We start from the raw sequence: 18,503 nt of genomic DNA on the forward strand, positions 1-18,503 counted from the left end.
TGACTCTATTGTATATTGCCTATAAAATACACAATAGAGTCTAATTATTTGTTATTTCCCCATTCCCTCAGCCAACGCCATACCCTTTTTCAGCTCAGCTTCAAATGTCGCTCTATACTGAGCAATAATGTCAGTGCTATATCCATTTTTGTTTAGTTTTTGTTCAGTGTCAGCGATTATACTATTGAAGCTAGCTGTAAATGAAGCTAACTGCTGTTTACCCTTCGCTATGAGACTAGCCTTAGTGGCATCATCTTTGGCGCTAATGTATTCCATCGCAAGCCCCATGAGTGTTGAAGTGCTCTGATCTCTTAAAGCATTCAGCTTAGCTTCGGCATCACTTGTAATTTGTTCGTAAGTAAGTGCACCGCCGCCAGCAGCCCCACCACCCGCTGTCGCTCCACTTGATGGGGCTGGGGTTGAAGTTGCGGAAGGACTAGTACCACCAGCAGTACTGGATGAAGTAGGAACTGTAGTTGCTTGAGCTTGATATGCTTTCGATGCTGCGGTAATTGTCTTGGTCTTCTGGTCCCAGGTAATCACATTGCCTACAGATTCAGAAAGAAACCGAAGAGGCACATACACTGATCCACCCAGGATATAGCTGCCTTGATCAGAAGGAACTGCTTTTACAGAACCATTAAACACGTAGCTTGCTTTCACTTTGCTGAGAACAATGTCCTTGGTTGCTGATGATGTCGCATTACTAGCGCTCCCGGCATTCATCAGATACTCTTTAATGGCAACTAGCTCTGAGCTGCTTGGCTCCGTAACTGTAACCTTTACATTCTTAGCATCCCAGCTTACACTCTTCTGTAAAGCGTAGGAAACGAAGCGAAGCGGCACATAGGTAATATTGTTATACATAAACACATGTTGCCCGGCTGGAGGCTGCATACTCACACCGTCAAATACCATCTTAACATTCATACTCTGTACTTTAATCGAATCTGTGGTTGCTGCTGCAGATGCAGATAATGGTGCGGATGCTGTTAATGGGGCGGCCCCTATTAGCAGCAATAGCAACAATGCCGCGGCTGGAAATTTAACCTTTGCCATCACTATTCACTTCCTTTTTCTTGGGCTTTAAGTTGTTCTTCTTCAGCTAGTATTTGATCACGCGACTTCCCTTGGCTCACACCGTATTTCTTAGCGATCTGTGATAGTTCGTTATATTGCTCCTCAGAAACTTTGCCAAGAATAATGCTGCGCGCTTCCCGCTTTTCTTCGTTTGTTAGTCCACCTTGGGCCAATTCTTGAAGTCTTTTGATATCTGAGACACTTAACTGACTCGCTACAATTGATGCTACATTAGCTTTATCTTTTAGTGAAACACTGCCTTGAACATCTTTAGCCTTATCAGGAGAAATGTAGGCTAGTCCATCTACACCTTCTGTAGCTGGAGAACTGGTAGGCTTACTTGTGCTGGCAGTTGCTTGTCCAGCTGTGGTTCCAGGAGCATCTGTGGATTTGGAAGTTATTGTATTTTTGGAAGTTTTTGTAGATTTGGCAGTTGCCGTAGGTTCTGTACTCGCTCCAGGCTTGGCAGTTGCTGCCGGCGCTGCAGTTGGGTCTCCCGCTGCTACCGCAGGCTCAACAACCTCACCCTGAGCTACATTACCGGCGGTATCGTCTGCCTCCACATTGAAGCCACCGGCCATTGAATTCATTAACTTATCTACTGCATAGTTAACAGCGAACAATCCGGCAATTCCCAGCACAACGACTACCGACAGCGTCCAGATCAATATTTTTTTCCATCTTTTCTTGAACACTTCAGGTACCTCCATTATGAATGTTTTAGCTAATCGCAGCTTGAACCACCGGCTGCATCGGCACAATCTGATTGATCACTGCACGAATGGCATCTCCATCTTCGGCTAATACACGTTCCAGTCTCTTGAGCTCCAATTCAAGCTGATTCTGGCTTATGACATCAGGTCTGCCAATGAAAATCCGATCATGCTGAGTCGATCCCAGGTTCTCCTCGGCTGTCAGCAGTTCTTCATAGAGTTTCTCGCCTTCCCGTATTCCTGTGAAAGTGATCTCGATGTCCTTGTAAGGCTCATATCCGGATAAAGTAATAAGATCCTCCGCCAAGGTCAGGATCTTCACAGGCTGGCCCATATCGAGCACAAATACTTCTCCACCATTGGCGAAGGAACCGGACTGGATCACCAGTTGAACCGCCTCAGGAATAGTCATGAAATAACGTACCATCTCAGGATGGGTAACGGTAACAGGTCCGCCAGCAGCAATCTGCTGCTTGAAGGCCGGAATAACACTGCCTCGACTGCCTAATACATTACCAAAGCGCACTGCTGAGAACTTAGTAGGACTAGTTGTATTTAGGCTTTGTACATACATTTCTGCAATCCGCTTCGTTGCTCCCATCACACTGGTAGGATTAACTGCCTTATCAGAGGAAATAAGAACAAAACGTTCGGTGCCGAATTTATCAGCACAGTCAGCTACATTACGGGTACCAAATACATTGTTTTTGATTGCCTCACCAGGATTACGTTCCATTAAGGGAACGTGCTTATGCGCTGCCGCATGAAAGACTACCTGCGGGTTGTGATCCTGGAATACTTCCATCATCCGTGTGCGATCCTGCACATCAGCAATAACAGTTACAATATTCAGATCTGGGAAGCTCTTTCGCAGCTCCATTTCTATCGTATAAATGCTATTTTCTCCATGTCCGAGAATCAGCAGTTTGCCTGGTGTGAAAGGAGCAATTTGCCGGCATAGCTCCGAACCAATCGAACCGCCTGCTCCAGTAACCAAAACTGTCTTGTTATGCACATATCCTAAAATACTGTTCAAATCAGCTATAATTGGCTCACGGCCCAGCAGGTCTTCTACACTGACATCACGCAGCTTCTTGACAGATATTTTACCGGCAATTAAATCATTCAGTGCTGGAATAATCTTCAGCTTAGCTCCTGTTGCTTTAGCCAGGTTAATGATTTCTGAAATTTCTGTTTTCGATACGGAAGGCATAGCAATAATAATCTCGTGTATCTCGCGTTCCTTCGCAATCCGAGGAATATCATAGCGGTTGCCTAGGACAGGTACACCCAGAATAGAGAGATGATATTTATCTGCGCTGTCGTCAATGAATCCAACCAAGCGGGTATGAGCGAACGAAGGACCCATCATCTCTTTGGCAATGAGTATGCCACAATCACCAGCGCCTACAATAAGTGTGTGTGTTTCCGTATCCTTATTGTTGATCCGGTCACTGCTGACTACTCTCCAGAAAAAGCGTACCCCTCCTACCAGTAACAAGATAGTTTCCATTGCCCGTACTTCTATGCTGAAGGGAACACGCTCTGGTAAAACGATAAAAGCTACAGTGAATGAGAGTACGGCTCCTACCACAATAGCTTTGATTACCGATATGATCTCACCGATACTGGCATACTGCCACATTCGGCGGTATAGACCGAAATAGATTAAACTGCCACCAAAGGCAATGGTCGCGATAAGACCAAATAACAGCATCTGAACAACATATTCTTGAGGAATATGATTATAGAACCGGAACATATATGAAGTCACAATGCTGAACCAGATAATCGCAAGGTCAATGAGGAACAATAAGTACACTCTGGTTTTCGCTGTCATTTTCAGTGCCTCCAAAAATAACATTTTTTATTACAGAACAATGTCAGTTTCCATAATAGTAGTAATAATATCCTTCACTAGCTTTACGTTTTACATTATTCAGTACAACACCCAGCATCTTCGCACCTACGCGGTCAAGATTAGCCTTGGCCTTAGCAGCGATATCCCGTTTCACCTTGCCATAACTGACCACCATGATTACTCCATCACTCTTGGAAGCGATAAGCTGCGCATCTGTAACGGCTAACAGTGGAGGGGTATCAAATAGAATAACATCGTACCTTTGGCGCAGTTCCTGCAGAACTGAACTCATACGGTTAGAAGCCATCATTTCCGCCGGGTTAGGAGGAATAGGACCAGAGGTCATAATTGTGAGATTGTTTACCCCGGACTCTTGAATAACATCCTCCAGAGCAGCCTGCTGTGATAAGAGTGAAGATAATCCCAAACGGTTGCTTAGCGAGAAAGTCTTATGAGCTGTCGGCTTACGTAAATCACCGTCTATCAGAAGCACCTTCTTATCTGCTTGGGCATAAGCCGCCGCAAGGTTAGCAGTAACTGTAGATTTCCCTTCTTCAGGTCCAGAAGAGGTTACCATAATGATCTGAATCTGTTCGTCGACAGAGGAGAAATCAATATTCGTCCGCAAAGCCCGGAAGGCTTCCGATACAGGCGAACGTGGGTTAGTCACGGTAATTAGATGTCGTTGTTTACTTGGCTGCTGTGACATGCTCGAGGTCTCCCGCCTTTCTGGTCTGCGTTCGTACTGCTTGTTCATTACCCTTCATTTCTTCTTGTCCGAGTCTGGTAATCATGGCGATCGTCGGCAGACCGAGATATTTCTCGATGTCTTCTTCTGTCTTCAACGTATCATCCAGGTACTCCAGCAGGAAGGCAATCCCCAAACCAACCATCAACGAAACGATGAAAGCAATTGCAAAGTTCAGCATAACGTTGGGTTCTACGGGTCCTGGTGCGACAGGCGGGTTAAGCTTGGCTTCGTTCAGAATGGATACATTCTGTACATTGAACAGTGAAGGAATCTCTTGCTTGAACACAAGTGAAATGGCATTCACGATTTCTGCGGCTCTTTGGTATGAATTATCTCGAACGACAAGTGTCATCACCTGCGTATTATTTACGGAACTCACATTGACTTTCTTGAGGAGATCTTCCGCAGTGATATTGAATTGCGGATAGTTCTTGGCAACGACTTCAAGAATTGCCGGCGTCTTAATAATTTCCTTGTACGTATTAATCAACTGAATATTCGTATTGATCTGATTAAGATCAAGCTGCCCTACTGTTGACTGTGTAGGAGTCTGATTGACAATAATCTTTGTTGAAGCTTCATACACTGGTTCTTTAACATACAAGCTGTATACTCCAGCAAGAATACACGCCACGATAACAATACTTACAATCATCCATAATCTCTTTCTAACAATTTGGAAATAATCGCGAAGATCCAATTCTTGTGCTGACAAGTGAATTTCCCTCCAAGCTGATTCTGTAATATTTTTCGCAAATTAGTATGTATAAGCTAAAAAAGTGCCTCCTCTCACCTAGACGAGAGGAGGCTCTCCACTTGCTTATAAAAACTTCTTACTTAAAGTTGATTGTACGATAAATGATTACAGCCGCTTCTGCACGGGTAGCAGTGTTGTTAGGATTGAACTTACCAGCATTTCCGATTACCAGGTTGTGGCTGGCCGCGAAGGCTACGCCGTCTTTCAAGGAAGCTGCAATTTTCGCTGCATCCGAGAATTTGCTCAGTGCCGAAGCATCCGCTGCAGTTGCAGCAGGGTTGATAGATTTCAGTGCACGGGAGATCATAGTTGCCATTTCAGCACGAGTAATCGTCGCGTTAGGATCGAATTGGGAAGCGCTGCGGCCAGTGATGATACCCTTCTCAGCAGCAACTGCTACATAAGGAGCGTACCATGCAGTAGAGCTTACATCGCTGAAGTTTTCAGTTGCTGAGTTGTTCTCAAGGTTCAGTGCACGAATCAGCATCTTCGCGAATTCAGCACGGGTAACATTGCTCTTCGGAGCGAACTTGCCGGCGCCTACACCTTCAATTGCACCCTTAGCTGCAACAACTTGAATTTGTCTTCCTGCCCAAGCTTGTACACTTGCAATGTCGCTGAAGTTCACTTTATTCTCAAGTACTGCGTAAGAAGAGAACGTGTCGCGAGGTTCAACGATGAAATCACCGTCAAGCACACCGCCTTGGAATTGCAGGGCTCCGTATACAATCTTCGTTACGGAGAGCAGTTCTTTATCCAGAGCAGCAGCATCCTTAAGCGGAAGCTTAATTGTCAGCGGCTGTTTGAAGGTAGAAGTTTTCACACCGCCAACCGTCAAGTCGAAGGAATAGACTTTCGAAGCCAGTTTCAGGCTTGTGAGTGAAGTTACGGTAGTGTCAGCTTCAGTAGTTACAGTCAGAGTAACTGCATCGCTGAATTGAGCTACCGGAATAGTTACTGTCAAGCCATTGAAGGTGATTGCGATGTTGGCAATACCTTTTGCCTTAGCCGCTTCGATAATGGCCTTGGACAGTGGAGCTTCTACAGTCTTAGCGTTCACAGTACCAAGGTTCAAAGTGAGTGTAAGGCCAGTCTTTCCAGGGTTCGCAGCAAGCAGAGCATCGAAGGCTTTGAGCACATCGGCGTCAACCAATTTCAATGTTGCTTTGTCGCCCACAACACTTACCAAACCGGAAACGTCATACACGCCTGGAGTAGTTGTTGGATTAGTGATTACGCCACCGCCAGTACTGCCTCCACCAGTGTTTCCACCGTTAGTAGGGATTGGATAAGCACGCAGATAAGCGGAAGCAAGTGCTAGTGTCGCCTTCTTGGCAGATCCGATCTCTGTATTCACATTTTCAAAAGTCTGCACGATTTCATCCGTAGTGATGCCCAGCTTGTATACTGCATCACTAACTGTCAATGGGCTAGCGCTAACACCGGTTCTGTGTTCAAGAACCTTGTATACTACATCCGTAACTAGAGACTTCTGAGTCAGATCTGTAATATTCTTGCCGCTCAGCGATGCTCGAAGCTCTGCTTCCAAACCGTTAGAAGCAAAGAAGAAATCTAGGATGTCGTCGAAGCTCAGTTCTGTTACTTCAGCTGCAGTAGCAATTTTGTTGAACAAGGCAACGTTGTCAGCATTGGTACGGATATTTTTGAGTACATCGGTTGTAGGATTATTATACACATCGTAAACTACGCTGGAAACGCTTTGGAACAATTTCAAGGAGGTCACTTTTTCTTCAGGGCTCAGTTGAGCCTTAAGTTGAAGCTTACCCAGGACTGGAGCAAAAATCTTTTCAAATTTTGCTTGATCCAGTTGCGCAACTTCAGTCTTATAATCTTTCAAATAAGTTACTTCTGTTGCGGTCAATTGTGAGTAGATTTTCTGAATCTCTGCCTTCACATCGGTATGACTAGTAGCCGCTGCTGCGGTTCCTACAAAACCGAGTTGTTTAGCCAAGCCTTCACTGCTAAAAGGAAATCCTGCAAGGGATGCTGCTGCCATGCTTACTGCTAGTGTCGATACTGCCATTTTCTTCTTCAAAGTCACTTTTTCATCCACCTCTTTGTATGTAATATAATTTCTACTACTTTCTAGCATAGATAGAGTAGATGACTCTAAGTCTACACTATTCTGATAAAAAATAACAATAAACCAGTAATACCCATTCTACCATTAATCCAATGATAGGTCACCCCTTACGAGAAAAAAATCCGAACAATCTATGAAGTTTTGTCTGAGATTGAGTAGAATCTGCTCGAATAATCTCCTCATCGTTGATGATTTTCTGCGAATTTTGACGAAAAAGGTCGGAAATTGGTTGTCCCAGCTCTTTCGTCATAACCGCGTAAGCTTCACTCAATCCAAATGGACGGCGCTGATTATCGTGTGCGTCGGAGGCGATTATATGAACAGCATTTCTGCGGCACAGCTCCAGCGACAGCTTCTGCAGCTTGCTTCCGAGGGCTCCGGCAACACTCTGGGCGGTCAGTTGCCCTAGCGCTCCCAGCTCTATTAATCTTGTTAATTGGGAAGGATCGGCAGCAACCTCAGCATTGCGCTCCGGATGGGCAATCACGGGAACGAAACCCTGAATGAGGAGCTCGTGACAGGTCGATTCCATGCTGCGCGGCACGCGTGAAGAAGGCATTTCCAGCAAAATGTACCTTGTTCCCGCGAGCGTCAACAAATGGCCTTGCTCCAGATCGTTCAACAAATCCCCATAAATGCGAATTTCTTGACCAGGAAGCACAAGCAGCGGATTACCGGCCTGCCGGAGTCTGTCATTCAGTTCCTCAACAGCTTGCTTTATACCAGGAGCAGGGTTCATATATACTCCGTTGGCATGATGAGGCGTGGCAACTACAGTGGATATGCCGTCCATATGGGCGTCCTGCGCCATGGCGAGAGCCGACTCCCAATCGGCAGCCCCGTCATCAATAAAGGGTAGAATGTGGCTATGGATATCTATCATATGATTTTTATCGGCCCCTTTCTGGCTAACATTTATAGATTTCACAAAAAAAATGCAACCATTTCACTAGGAAATGATTGCCAGGCTATAACCATATTATCGCTTACGCTTCCAGTTCGAATAGCTTCCGTGTGGCCAACGCAAGCTGAACGTCCACTTCTAGAATCTCTTCATCGCTTAAAACGGTGTTACGGCAATCCAGTAAGCTATTAATATGATGGCGTAAACTCTCAATCTCCCGCTCAATAGCATCAGACTTATAAAGGCGCATCATCTCCGCGAGCGAGTGCTTATGCTGATAGACTAGCTTGCTGCCCACAGGCGTCACTTCCGAGATTCGGCGGACCGAGCCGCCCTCATAATAATACACCATAGTGAATGAATTATAAATTCTGTTTACCGTTCCGGTCCCTCTATAAGTAACAAACAGCTTGCGGATTGCGTTGTTAAGATGAGGGTTCACTATTGTGCAGGTCAACGCACACACGTAAATATTGCCTTTGCGCTGAAAAGACAAAAGAACCTCCTCGCCCCCGGTTTCCTCCAGAACAACTTCCTGTTCTCCGCCGCCCAGAATTTTCACCCGGTGGCTGATGTAGCAGGTATCGGCCGTAAGCAGAAACTGATTCATCTGAAATTCCGTCATTTGCAAAGTCGCATTCACATATTCTGTAGCCAATCGCTGAGCCATGACCATCCCTCAATTCTTTGTAACAGCCTTTAGCATGATTATACAATGAAGAGCTGTGGCATTTCTCATGAGCAGGAACAGGATATACGCCGAAAATTCATCTTATACCGGAAGAAAAGGATATGAGCATTAGAATACATATGTATTCCTCACTATTCTGCAGGGAATTCGCCTTGATCCTCCGTCTCCGACGGCTGTTCTTCTTCGGACGGAAGGTTATGCCGCTCGATGAGCTCCCATAATTCATCCCGGCCAAGTCCGAGCTCTGAGGAAAATGAAATGAAATGATCCCCCGGCAGCACACCAAGCTCCTGCTTCATAAGCTTGATATGCTTCGGCCAGCGGGTCTTGGGAATCTTATCTGCTTTTGTCGCCACCACACAGAGCGGAAGATCGTAGTGCTTGAGCCAGTCAAACATCATCTTATCATTGCTGGTAGGCGGATGGCGCAGGTCCACGATAAGGAGAACAAGCTTCAGTGTGTCACGTTCGGACAGGTATTTTTCGACCATTTTCCCCCATGAAGCCCGCTGAGTCTTGGATACCTTGGCATAGCCGTAGCCGGGGAAATCGACAAAATACATACTCTCATTAACGCGGTAATAGTTCATATGCTGCGTCTTGCCCGGGGTAGAACTGGTGCGGGCCAGATTCTTGCGGTTAATCATCCGGTTGATCAGGGAGGACTTTCCGACGTTGGAGCGCCCTGCCAGAGCAATCTCCGGCAAGGCGTCAACAGGGTATTGATCAGGGCCTACGGCACTGATGATAAATTCGGCACTATTAACTTTCATAAGACTTCCTTTCTAATGTACGCTACTCTGCGCTTCAGTACTCGGCGCTTCATTGTTGATCTGGTTATGGTGCTCCACAAGCGCATGCTGCAGCACCTGATCCATGTGGGATACCGGCACGAACTCCACATCGCTGCGGACGCTCTCTGGTATGTCCTTAAGGTCGCGCTCGTTGTCCTTCGGCAGAAGGATTTTTTTGTACCCGGCACGATGGGCAGCCAGCGACTTCTCCTTAAGCCCGCCAATCGGCAGGACACGGCCGCGCAGCGTAATTTCGCCCGTCATCGCCACATCCTTCGAGACATAACGTTTCGTGAGAGCAGAGATTAGAGCCGTAGCAATCGTAATCCCTGCTGACGGACCGTCCTTCGGTATTGCGCCTTCAGGAATGTGGATGTGAATGTCATTTTTCTCATGAAAATCCGGCGCCAGCCCCAGCTCCTCCGCCTTCGAACGGGTGTAGCTGAAGGCAGCCTGTGCCGATTCCTTCATCACATCACCCAATTGCCCGGTCAGCGTCAGCTTGCCGGTCCCCTGAACCACCGTGACTTCAATCAGCAGCGTATCGCCGCCAACCTCGGTCCAGGCCAGCCCGGTTACGGTGCCGATCTGATCCTCAAGCTCTGCCATACCATAGCGGTATTTGGAGGCACCCAAATAATCCTTGATCTCCGCAGGAAGAATGCTTACCTTCTCCTTCTCGCCCGATACAATCTGCTTCGCGGCCTTGCGGCACAGCGCAGCAATCTGCTGCTCCAGATTCCGCACCCCGGATTCCCGGGTATATTCCCGGACAATCTTCAGCAGAGTATCGTCTTCAATGGATAGCTGAGCCTCCTCCAGACCGTGGTTCTTACGCTGCTTCGGCAGCAGATAACGGCTGGCAATTTGCAGCTTCTCCAGCTCGGTATAGCCGGGGATAAAGAGCATCTCCATCCGGTCAAGGAGCGGACGCGGGATGTTGTGCACGGCATTGGCAGTCGTCACAAACATAACATTGGACAGATCAAATGGCAGCTCGACAAAATGATCGCTGAATGTGTTGTTCTGCTCAGGGTCCAGCACTTCAAGAAGTGCTGCCGATGGATCGCCGCGGAAATCCGCCGCCATCTTATCAATCTCATCCAGCAGGAATACCGGGTTGATGCTTCCTGCGGTCTTCATTCCCTGTATGATCCGGCCCGGCATTGCGCCAACATAAGTGCGGCGATGGCCGCGGATCTCAGCTTCATCACGCACGCCGCCCAGCGATATGCGGACAAACTTGCGGTTCAGCGAGCGGGCGATGGAGCGTGCCAGTGAGGTTTTTCCCACCCCAGGAGGCCCAACCAGACAGAGAATCGGTCCCTTGAGCTTCTTGACTAGCTTCTGTACCGCGAGGTACTCCAGCACGCGCTCCTTCGGCTTCTCTAGTCCGTAATGATCCGCATCGAGCACCTGCTCGGCTTTGAGGATATCCAGATCGTCTTCGGTCGACTCGCTCCAAGGCAGGCCTAGCAGCCAATCTACATAGTTGCGGATAACGCCGCCTTCGGCTGAACTTGCCGGCATTTTCTCCAGGCGGTCAATTTCCTTTTCAATTTTCTCCTTCACACGCTCAGGAAGCTGCTTCTCTTCCATAAGCGAGCGGAGCTCATCGGCTTCGCCGGCCCGGCCTTCCTTCTCGCCAAGCTCCTTCTGGATCGCTTTCATCTGCTCGCGCAGATAATACTCCTTCTGAGTCTTTTCCATCTGCTTCTTCACGCGCTGGTTGATCTTGCGCTCCAGTTCCAGTACTTCACGCTCATTATTAAGGATATCGAGCAGCTTTTCCAGACGTTTACTGACATCTATGGTCTCCAGAATTTCCTGCTTATCCTTAATCTTCAGCGCCAGATGGCTCGTGATGACGTCGGCAAGCCGGCCTGGCTCCTCAATATCGGATACGGCAGCCAGCGTCTCGGGAGTAACCTTTTTGGACAAGGTGATGTAATGTTCAAACTGGTTAAGCACCGTACGCATCAATGCGTCGCTCTGCTGGTCTGAATCTTCTTCCTCCGGCAGCACACGTGCCATGACCTCGTAATACTCCTCATTATCCGTATAATTAATAATTTCGGCCCGTTCCACGCCTTCCACCAACACTCGAATTGTGCCGTTTGGAAGCTTCAGCATTTGCCGCACATTCGCGACGGTCCCGACCCGAAAAATATCCTCTTGTCCCGGCTCCTCAATATTCACTTCCGACTGCGAGCAGAGAAGAATCAGGTTATCTTCAACCATAGCTTTTTCCAGCGCCCGGACTGATTTCTCGCGTCCCACATCAAGGTGAAGAACCATACTGGGATACACAAGAAGACCTCTAAGCGGCAATAAAGGAAAACGACGACCTTTGGATTTACTTTGTATCATCGCTTTCGCACCTCCCATGGTTCTCAAGTAGTGTCACATGCATTCATTCTAACAAAAGCGCCATCAAAACACCAACTGGCCCCATGCTGCGGCAAACCGGCATTGACCTGAAAGTGAGCGCCCAAACTCTCCAAACCTTATTATGGGCTTCATACACCGGGAATATGTTCATCAGCCAATAAGAAGAAACGGCTACGCTGTCCAAAAAAGGACGGCGTAGCCGTTAAGTGTCAGGTTTAACCTAAGCCTTGGCATTCTCTCCTGCAGCATCTGCCTTAAGCAGCGAAGAGGAGGACGAGAAGGTCTCTCCGGATACCGCAGGCAGCCGCACATCCGCCGTATCGGTGCCGAACAGGTGCAGGAAGACTTCCTCCACTGTATCCATTGGAATGACACGCAGGGGCGCCAGATCAGCAAACAGTGACTGCCAGTTTTCTTTGGGAATGAGCACGGTTGTTGCTCCAGCCTGAAAAGCGGCTTCGACCTTGGCAATGACACCACCCACCGGCTTCACCCGGCCATGAATGCCGATCTCACCGGTGATGGCCACCGTATTATCGACCGGCAGATGCCGGATGGCAGAAACAATAGCCACAGCCATCGCTACCCCGGCGGAAGGCCCGTCAATTGGTGTGCCGCCTGGGAAATTCACATGCACATCATAGCGGTCAGGCTCCAGATTCATAGACCGCAGAACGGTCAGCACGTTCTCCACTGAGCCTTTGGCCATGCTCTTGCGCCGGATCGTCCGCGAACCGCCGCGGGTCTCTTCTTCATCAACTACACCGGTAATGTTAAGTCTGCCCTGGCCGCTCACAGCCGGAGACGCTGTCACTTCAATCTCCAGCAGTGTGCCCATGCCGGGTCCGTACACGGCAAGTCCGTTGACTACGCCGATTTGCGGCGAGGTCGGAATCTTGCGTTCCGTCCGCAGCGGCAGCTGGCTGCTGCTGGCCACCCACTCGACATCGGCCGCACTCAAGGTGTCCCGCCCTTCCGTTAGCGCCAGTCCAGCCGCAAGCTGGATCATGTTAACTGCTTCCCGGCCATTCGTGGCATATTGCTGGACTACAGTTACCGCCTCAGGGCTTGGCTTCAGCCCGATCTTCTGGATCGCATCCCGCCCGATCACTGCAATCTCATCCGGCAGCAGCGGCCGGAAGTAAATTTCCATGCACCGTGAGCGAAGTGCGGGTGATATTTCATCCGGTGAGCGGGTTGTAGCTCCCACCAGTCGGAAATCGGCCGGTAGGCCATTTTGAAAAATATCATGAATATACGCCGGCGTATTGCTGTCCTCTGAATTGTAATAGGCGCTCTCCAGCAGCACCTTCCGGTCCTCCAGCACCTTGAGCAGCTTATTCATCTGAATCGGGTGAAGCTCCCCGATCTCATCCAGGAAGAGAATACCGCCGTGCGCTTTGGTTACGGCCCCGGGCTTCGGCTGTGGAACGCCAGCTACCCCCATAGCCCCGGCTCCCTGGTAGATAGGGTCATGAACCGAACCGATCAGCGGATCGGCAATGCCGCGCTCGTCAAAACGTGCAGTGGTGGCGTCGATCTCTGTAAATTTGGCATCGCTTTTGAAGGGAGACAGCGGGTTCTTCTTCGCTTCCTCCATCACCACACGCGCAGCCGCAGTTTTGCCGACACCCGGCGGACCGTAAATAATAACGTGCTGCGGGTTAGCGCTGCACAGCGCCGCTTTCAGGGCGCGCAGCCCGTCCTTTTGCCCAACAATATCTGAAATGCTGGCCGGACGTGTCTTCTCTGAAAGCGGCTTGGTCAGGGAGATCATTCGCATTTTACGCAGCTTGTCCAGCTCCTTGCGCGACTCCCGGTCCACCGCCGTCTTGTTGGTCTTCTGTCCCCGCAGCAGATTCCAAAAATAAACGCCGATGACCAGCGCGAAAAAGAGCTGCACGATCATCAGCAATATACTTAATTCCATAGGTCATCCCTCCTGTTTCGTTCAGTCTACCTGTCCTGTATTTGGCTACTACTAGGTAGTATAGCCTTTTCGGTCATTCGTAAACGCCCGTGGAGCGGATTTATGGAAGAATAACAAAACATCATTGGAACGACATGCAGGATGAGCTGTTCCAGAAGAGATGAGTGTGAGAATATGGCTCGCTGCAGTCGAATGGTGGTATCTGCTTTTCAAGGAGTTGATTTATGTGAATTGTTCTATATTAATTGATCGATCTCCGCTTACGTCATGATTTAAAGGGAATTCTTCCCCTTTACTTAACGGTTTCCCCCAAGCTGGTGTGAATAGAAGGATTAATACCCTATAAATTCTGACCGTAACTCAAAAACATAACATTCTCAGGAGATTACCGGGCTTATTTCCCTCTATTCGTCAAAAAATAATTATTTCAACCAATTTAGAGGGAAGAAATCCTTTTATCTAATGCCTGACCATAAATAGACTTTGGAGTAATCAAACCTGAGGACTTGGACTTGCTCAATCCCAATAGTCCAGAACACCACGTGCCAGCTCATACCGTACCTTTCGGATTTCTGCACCGTGTTTGACCGGATTAAGCCAACCTTTTTCGCACAGCCTGTTTAGCATATTCCGTACCGTCTTGGGGTCCAGTGAAAAATAATCAGCAACATCACGCGGCCGCACCGAACCAGATTGACGAATCACAAACCGAATAATTTCTCTCTCGGCAAGCAAAGCTCTATCTACAGGTACAGCCGCGCTCATATATCTGCTTAGCACCATGCGCAATAGGGTAATGCACAATTCGGGATGCTGCTCAACATCATCGTAGGCAAAAGACAGCACCTGGTAGCCCATCGCACATAGAAAAGTCTCGCGATTCAATTCATTACTGTACTTTTGTCTATCCATCTCTTTGACATGGGACGTATAACCCTTTATCTCCAATAGTAATTTCACCGTTCCCGGTACAAAGGCAAAGTCGGCGAAATAAGATCGCCCGCGCCAGTCCAAAACCTCGTATTCCGGATGCAGATCACAAAAGTTACCACGAAGCGGCCACCAAACCTTGCGCAAAAATAATGCTTCTGCGTGACGATGCCCCCTCTCCAGCCTCCCCCTCCGTTCCCCGGAACGACAGGAAAGGTGATGTTGGATATACTCCTCATACAATCGCTGATAGTCCATACTTTTCCTCCTCAAAATAAAAAACGCCCATCACACCACCGCATGAACACGGGGCATGATGGGACGTTCTTCGTCGCCTTAATATAAGTTCGCAAATTAAAATAAACTCGCTAATGAGTTCAATTTACATTAACTTTCAGAGTTTCCTGCTTGCACTGCCGGAGCCAGTCCTGCATGCTTGCGGCCCGGGATTTCACCGGTTTCTTCAAAATGGACTACGATCGCGTCGATCTCCTTCTTTAGCTCGGACACCAGATCAGCTTCGGGAACCTTGCGGATCATCTTGCCGTAGCGGAATAGTAAGCCTTCTCCACGGGCGCCCGCGATACCGATGTCAGCTTCGCGTGCTTCGCCGGGGCCGTTGACAGCGCAGCCCAGTACGGATACCTTAATCGGCACCTTAAGCTTGGAGATATACTCTTCCACTTCATTTGCGATGGAGAACAGGTCAATGTCCAGCCGTCCGCAGGTAGGGCAGGAGATCAGCGTAGGGGCATTAGAAATCAGACCGAAGGTCTTAAGCAGCTCACGCGCTACCTTCACCTCTTCGACCGGATCAGCACTGAGCGAGATGCGCACGGTACTGCCGATGCCCATTGAGAGCAGTGCACCGATGCCTGCCGAGCTCTTCACGGTTCCGGCGAACAAGGTACCTGACTCGGTAATGCCCAGATGCAGCGGATATGGAATAACTTCTGCAGCTTTGCGGTAAGCTTCGATAGCCATTGGCACATCAGAGGCCTTAAGCGATACGATAATATCATGGAAATCGAGTTCTTCGAGAATCCCAATATGGAATAGAGCACTCTCTACCATCGCTTCCGGTGTTGGGTAACCGTATTTCTCCAAAAGATGGCTCTCCAAAGAACCGGCATTTACACCGATACGAATCGGAATCCCTTTTTCCTTACAGGCCTTCACCACAGCTTCCACTTTGTCCCGGCGTCCGATGTTGCCCGGATTGATGCGTACTTTGTCGATGCCGTTCTCGATGGCAAGCAAGGCCAGCTTATAGTTGAAATGAATATCCGCCACAAGCGGAATATGAATTTGCTTCTTGATCTCCTTGATTGCGGCAGCCGCTTCTTCGTTGTTGACGGTCACACGGACAAGCTGGCAGCCCGCTTCTTCCAGACGCAGAATCTCGGCAACGGTAGCTTCGACATCAGCGGTTTTGGTCGTACACATGCTTTGAATCGCAACCTCGTTGTTTCCCCCAATAATCACTCCGCCAACATTGACGGGACGGGTCTGGTGTCTCAAAAACATGGTTTTCTCCCCCATAACGATCAAAGCTCCACCCTCCCCGCTCCCGCAGTAAAACGGGGCAAGCGGAAGAAAGGTGGAGACAGTGAATTGTATTGTACAAGTAGAAAAGGCTTAGGCGCTTTCCTCTTTTTTCTTATCTTTCTTGAGGCTTAGCTCAGGCAGGGACTTCTCTTGGACAACCTGCTCTGTAATCACGCAATCCTTAATGTCATCGCGCGAAGGAACCTCATACATGACATCCAGCATAATGCTCTCAATAATGGCACGAAGTCCACGGGCACCCGTGTTGCGTTTGATCGCTTCCTTGGCGATGGCTTCAAGAGCTTTAGGTTCAAACTTCAGCGCTACATTATCCATTTCCAGCAGCTTGATATACTGCTTCGTGAGCGCGTTCTTTGGCTCGGACAGAATGCGCACCAGCGTGCTCTCATCAAGCGGCTCCAAAGTTGAAATCACCGGCAAACGGCCTACAAATTCAGGAATCAGACCGAACTTGAGCAAATCTTCCGGCAATACCATCGAGAGGTATTCGCCAGTTTTGAGCTCCTTTTGACCTTCAACAGCCGCGTTGAAGCCAATGACTTTTTTGCCGATACGGCGTTTGATCATTTGCTCCAGGCCGTCAAAAGCGCCGCCCACGATAAACAAAATGTTCGTAGTATCAATCTGAATAAATTCCTGATGAGGATGCTTGCGTCCGCCCTGTGGTGGTACAGAAGCTACAGTGCCTTCCAGGATCTTCAGCAGCGCTTGCTGCACACCTTCACCGGAAACGTCACGGGTAATGGACGGGTTCTCGGATTTGCGTGCCACTTTATCAATTTCATCAATATAGATGATGCCGCGTTCGGCCTTTTCCACATCATAATCGGCAGCCTGGATCAGCTTCAGCAGGATGTTCTCCACATCCTCGCCGACATAACCCGCTTCTGTAAGAGAAGTTGCGTCCGCGATGGCAAAAGGAACGTTGATGATTTTAGCCATAGTCTGCGCCAGCAATGTCTTACCTGAACCTGTTGGACCAAGCAGCAGAATGTTGCTCTTCGTCAGTTCAACATCTTCAATCTTGCTCTGGCTGTTAACACGTTTGTAGTGATTATATACGGCAACGGAGAGCGACTTCTTCGCTTGCTCCTGGCCAATGACGTATTGATCGAGAATATCACGGATTTCCTTCGGTTTCGGAATATCCTTCAGATCCAGCTCTTCCTCGTGGCCAAGCTCCTCTTCCACGATTTCTGTGCACAGCTCGATGCATTCATCACATATATAAACGCCTGGTCCAGCTACAAGCTTACGAACCTGCTCTTGGGATTTGCCGCAAAAAGAACATTTCAGCTGCCCTTTTTCATCATTAAATTTAAACATCTTACCACCCCTTAGGATTTGATCGGTGAAGAGAGTACCTGGTCAATAAGCCCGTATTCCTTCGCTTCTTCCGCGCTCATAAAGTTGTCACGGTCCGTATCGCGTTCGATTTTGTCAAGGGGCTGACCTGTGCGATCCACATATATTTGATTCAGCTTCTGTCTCGTTTTGAGAATCCAGTCGGTATGAATCCAGATATCGGATGCTTGCCCCTGAACGCCGCCGAGCGGCTGGTGTATCATTACTTCACTATTAGTCAGTGCATATCTCTTGCCTGGAGCCCCAGCCGTAAGCAGCAGCGATCCCATGCTTGCCGCCATGCCTACGCAAATTGTTGACACATCCGGTTTGATGTATTGCATTGTATCATATATACCCATGCCGGCTGTCACAGAACCACCGGGCGAGTTGATGTACAGGTGAATGTCTTTTTCGGGGTCATCTGCTGCCAGGAACAGCAATTGGGCAATAACCAGATTGGCGACATCATCGTCAATCGCATTGCTCAGGAAAATGATGCGGTCCTTGAGCAATCTGGAATATATATCGTATGACCGTTCTCCCCGACTTGTTGATTCCACAACCATTGGTACCAGACTCATGCCACCAACCTCTTTTCTCTGTACAGATTAGTCTATCCGTTTCAGAAATATTTTAACACGTTCAAGGCGCTATGTCATTTTTTCACTGGTGTATAAAATC

General features: G+C 48.5%; 15 protein-coding genes. All 15 read right to left on the reverse strand.

What is annotated here, in order from left to right; all coding sequences use genetic code 11:
* Positions 1-51: 51 nt before the first annotated feature.
* The gene (locus ACX1DY_RS25060) at positions 52-1,059 is read right to left on the reverse strand and encodes a copper amine oxidase N-terminal domain-containing protein (RefSeq protein ID WP_458966918.1); all 1,008 of its coding nucleotides are present in this window, start codon (positions 1,057-1,059) and stop codon (positions 52-54) included.
* 2 nt (positions 1,060-1,061) lie between these two features.
* The gene (locus ACX1DY_RS25065; protein ID WP_458966919.1) at positions 1,062-1,775 is read right to left on the reverse strand and encodes a hypothetical protein; all 714 of its coding nucleotides are present in this window, start codon (positions 1,773-1,775) and stop codon (positions 1,062-1,064) included.
* 25 nt (positions 1,776-1,800) lie between these two features.
* Positions 1,801-3,633, reverse strand: coding sequence for a polysaccharide biosynthesis protein (locus tag ACX1DY_RS25070; protein WP_458966920.1), 1,833 nt, complete (start codon positions 3,631-3,633; stop codon positions 1,801-1,803).
* A 43-nt stretch (positions 3,634-3,676) separates the two neighbouring features.
* On the reverse strand, positions 3,677-4,363 hold the full coding sequence (locus ACX1DY_RS25075) for a CpsD/CapB family tyrosine-protein kinase (RefSeq protein ID WP_458966921.1): 687 nt from the start codon (positions 4,361-4,363) through the stop codon (positions 3,677-3,679).
* A complete protein-coding gene (locus tag ACX1DY_RS25080) occupies positions 4,344-5,120 on the reverse strand; it encodes a YveK family protein (RefSeq protein ID WP_458966922.1) in 777 nt (258 codons plus the stop codon). Before ACX1DY_RS25080 ends, ACX1DY_RS25075 begins: the two co-directional genes overlap by 20 nt.
* A gap of 118 nt (positions 5,121-5,238) precedes the next feature.
* The gene (locus ACX1DY_RS25085) at positions 5,239-7,224 is read right to left on the reverse strand and encodes an S-layer homology domain-containing protein (RefSeq protein ID WP_458966923.1); all 1,986 of its coding nucleotides are present in this window, start codon (positions 7,222-7,224) and stop codon (positions 5,239-5,241) included.
* A 142-nt stretch (positions 7,225-7,366) separates the two neighbouring features.
* A complete protein-coding gene (locus tag ACX1DY_RS25090; protein WP_458966924.1) occupies positions 7,367-8,149 on the reverse strand; it encodes a tyrosine-protein phosphatase in 783 nt (260 codons plus the stop codon).
* 103 nt (positions 8,150-8,252) lie between these two features.
* A complete protein-coding gene (locus ACX1DY_RS25095; protein WP_458966925.1) occupies positions 8,253-8,840 on the reverse strand; it encodes a non-ribosomal peptide synthetase module in 588 nt (195 codons plus the stop codon).
* Positions 8,841-8,992: 152 nt separating this feature from the next.
* The gene (gene yihA / locus ACX1DY_RS25100) at positions 8,993-9,634 is read right to left on the reverse strand and encodes a ribosome biogenesis GTP-binding protein YihA/YsxC (RefSeq protein ID WP_458966926.1); all 642 of its coding nucleotides are present in this window, start codon (positions 9,632-9,634) and stop codon (positions 8,993-8,995) included.
* 12 nt (positions 9,635-9,646) lie between these two features.
* A complete protein-coding gene (lon, locus tag ACX1DY_RS25105) occupies positions 9,647-12,025 on the reverse strand; it encodes an endopeptidase La (RefSeq protein WP_458966927.1) in 2,379 nt (792 codons plus the stop codon).
* Positions 12,026-12,266: 241 nt separating this feature from the next.
* Positions 12,267-13,976: an ATP-dependent protease LonB gene (lonB, locus tag ACX1DY_RS25110; protein ID WP_458966928.1), complete on the reverse strand. Its 1,710-nt coding sequence runs from the start codon at positions 13,974-13,976 to the stop codon at positions 12,267-12,269.
* Positions 13,977-14,492: 516 nt separating this feature from the next.
* Positions 14,493-15,164 (reverse strand): BlaI/MecI/CopY family transcriptional regulator, encoded by a 672-nt coding sequence (locus tag ACX1DY_RS25115; RefSeq protein WP_458966929.1) that lies wholly within the window; start codon positions 15,162-15,164, stop codon positions 14,493-14,495.
* 129 nt (positions 15,165-15,293) lie between these two features.
* Positions 15,294-16,433 carry a flavodoxin-dependent (E)-4-hydroxy-3-methylbut-2-enyl-diphosphate synthase gene (gene ispG / locus ACX1DY_RS25120; RefSeq protein ID WP_458966971.1) on the reverse strand — a complete coding sequence of 380 codons (1,140 nt, stop codon included), beginning with the start codon at positions 16,431-16,433 and terminating at the stop codon, positions 15,294-15,296.
* 111 nt (positions 16,434-16,544) lie between these two features.
* Positions 16,545-17,801, reverse strand: a complete 1,257-nt coding sequence (clpX, locus tag ACX1DY_RS25125) for an ATP-dependent protease ATP-binding subunit ClpX (RefSeq protein WP_019908900.1) — start codon at positions 17,799-17,801, stop codon at positions 16,545-16,547.
* An 11-nt stretch (positions 17,802-17,812) separates the two neighbouring features.
* Positions 17,813-18,403: an ATP-dependent Clp endopeptidase proteolytic subunit ClpP gene (gene clpP, locus ACX1DY_RS25130; RefSeq protein ID WP_019908899.1), complete on the reverse strand. Its 591-nt coding sequence runs from the start codon at positions 18,401-18,403 to the stop codon at positions 17,813-17,815.
* Positions 18,404-18,503: the final 100 nt, after the last annotated feature.

Source organism: Paenibacillus sp. BAC0078 (assembly GCF_054483875.1).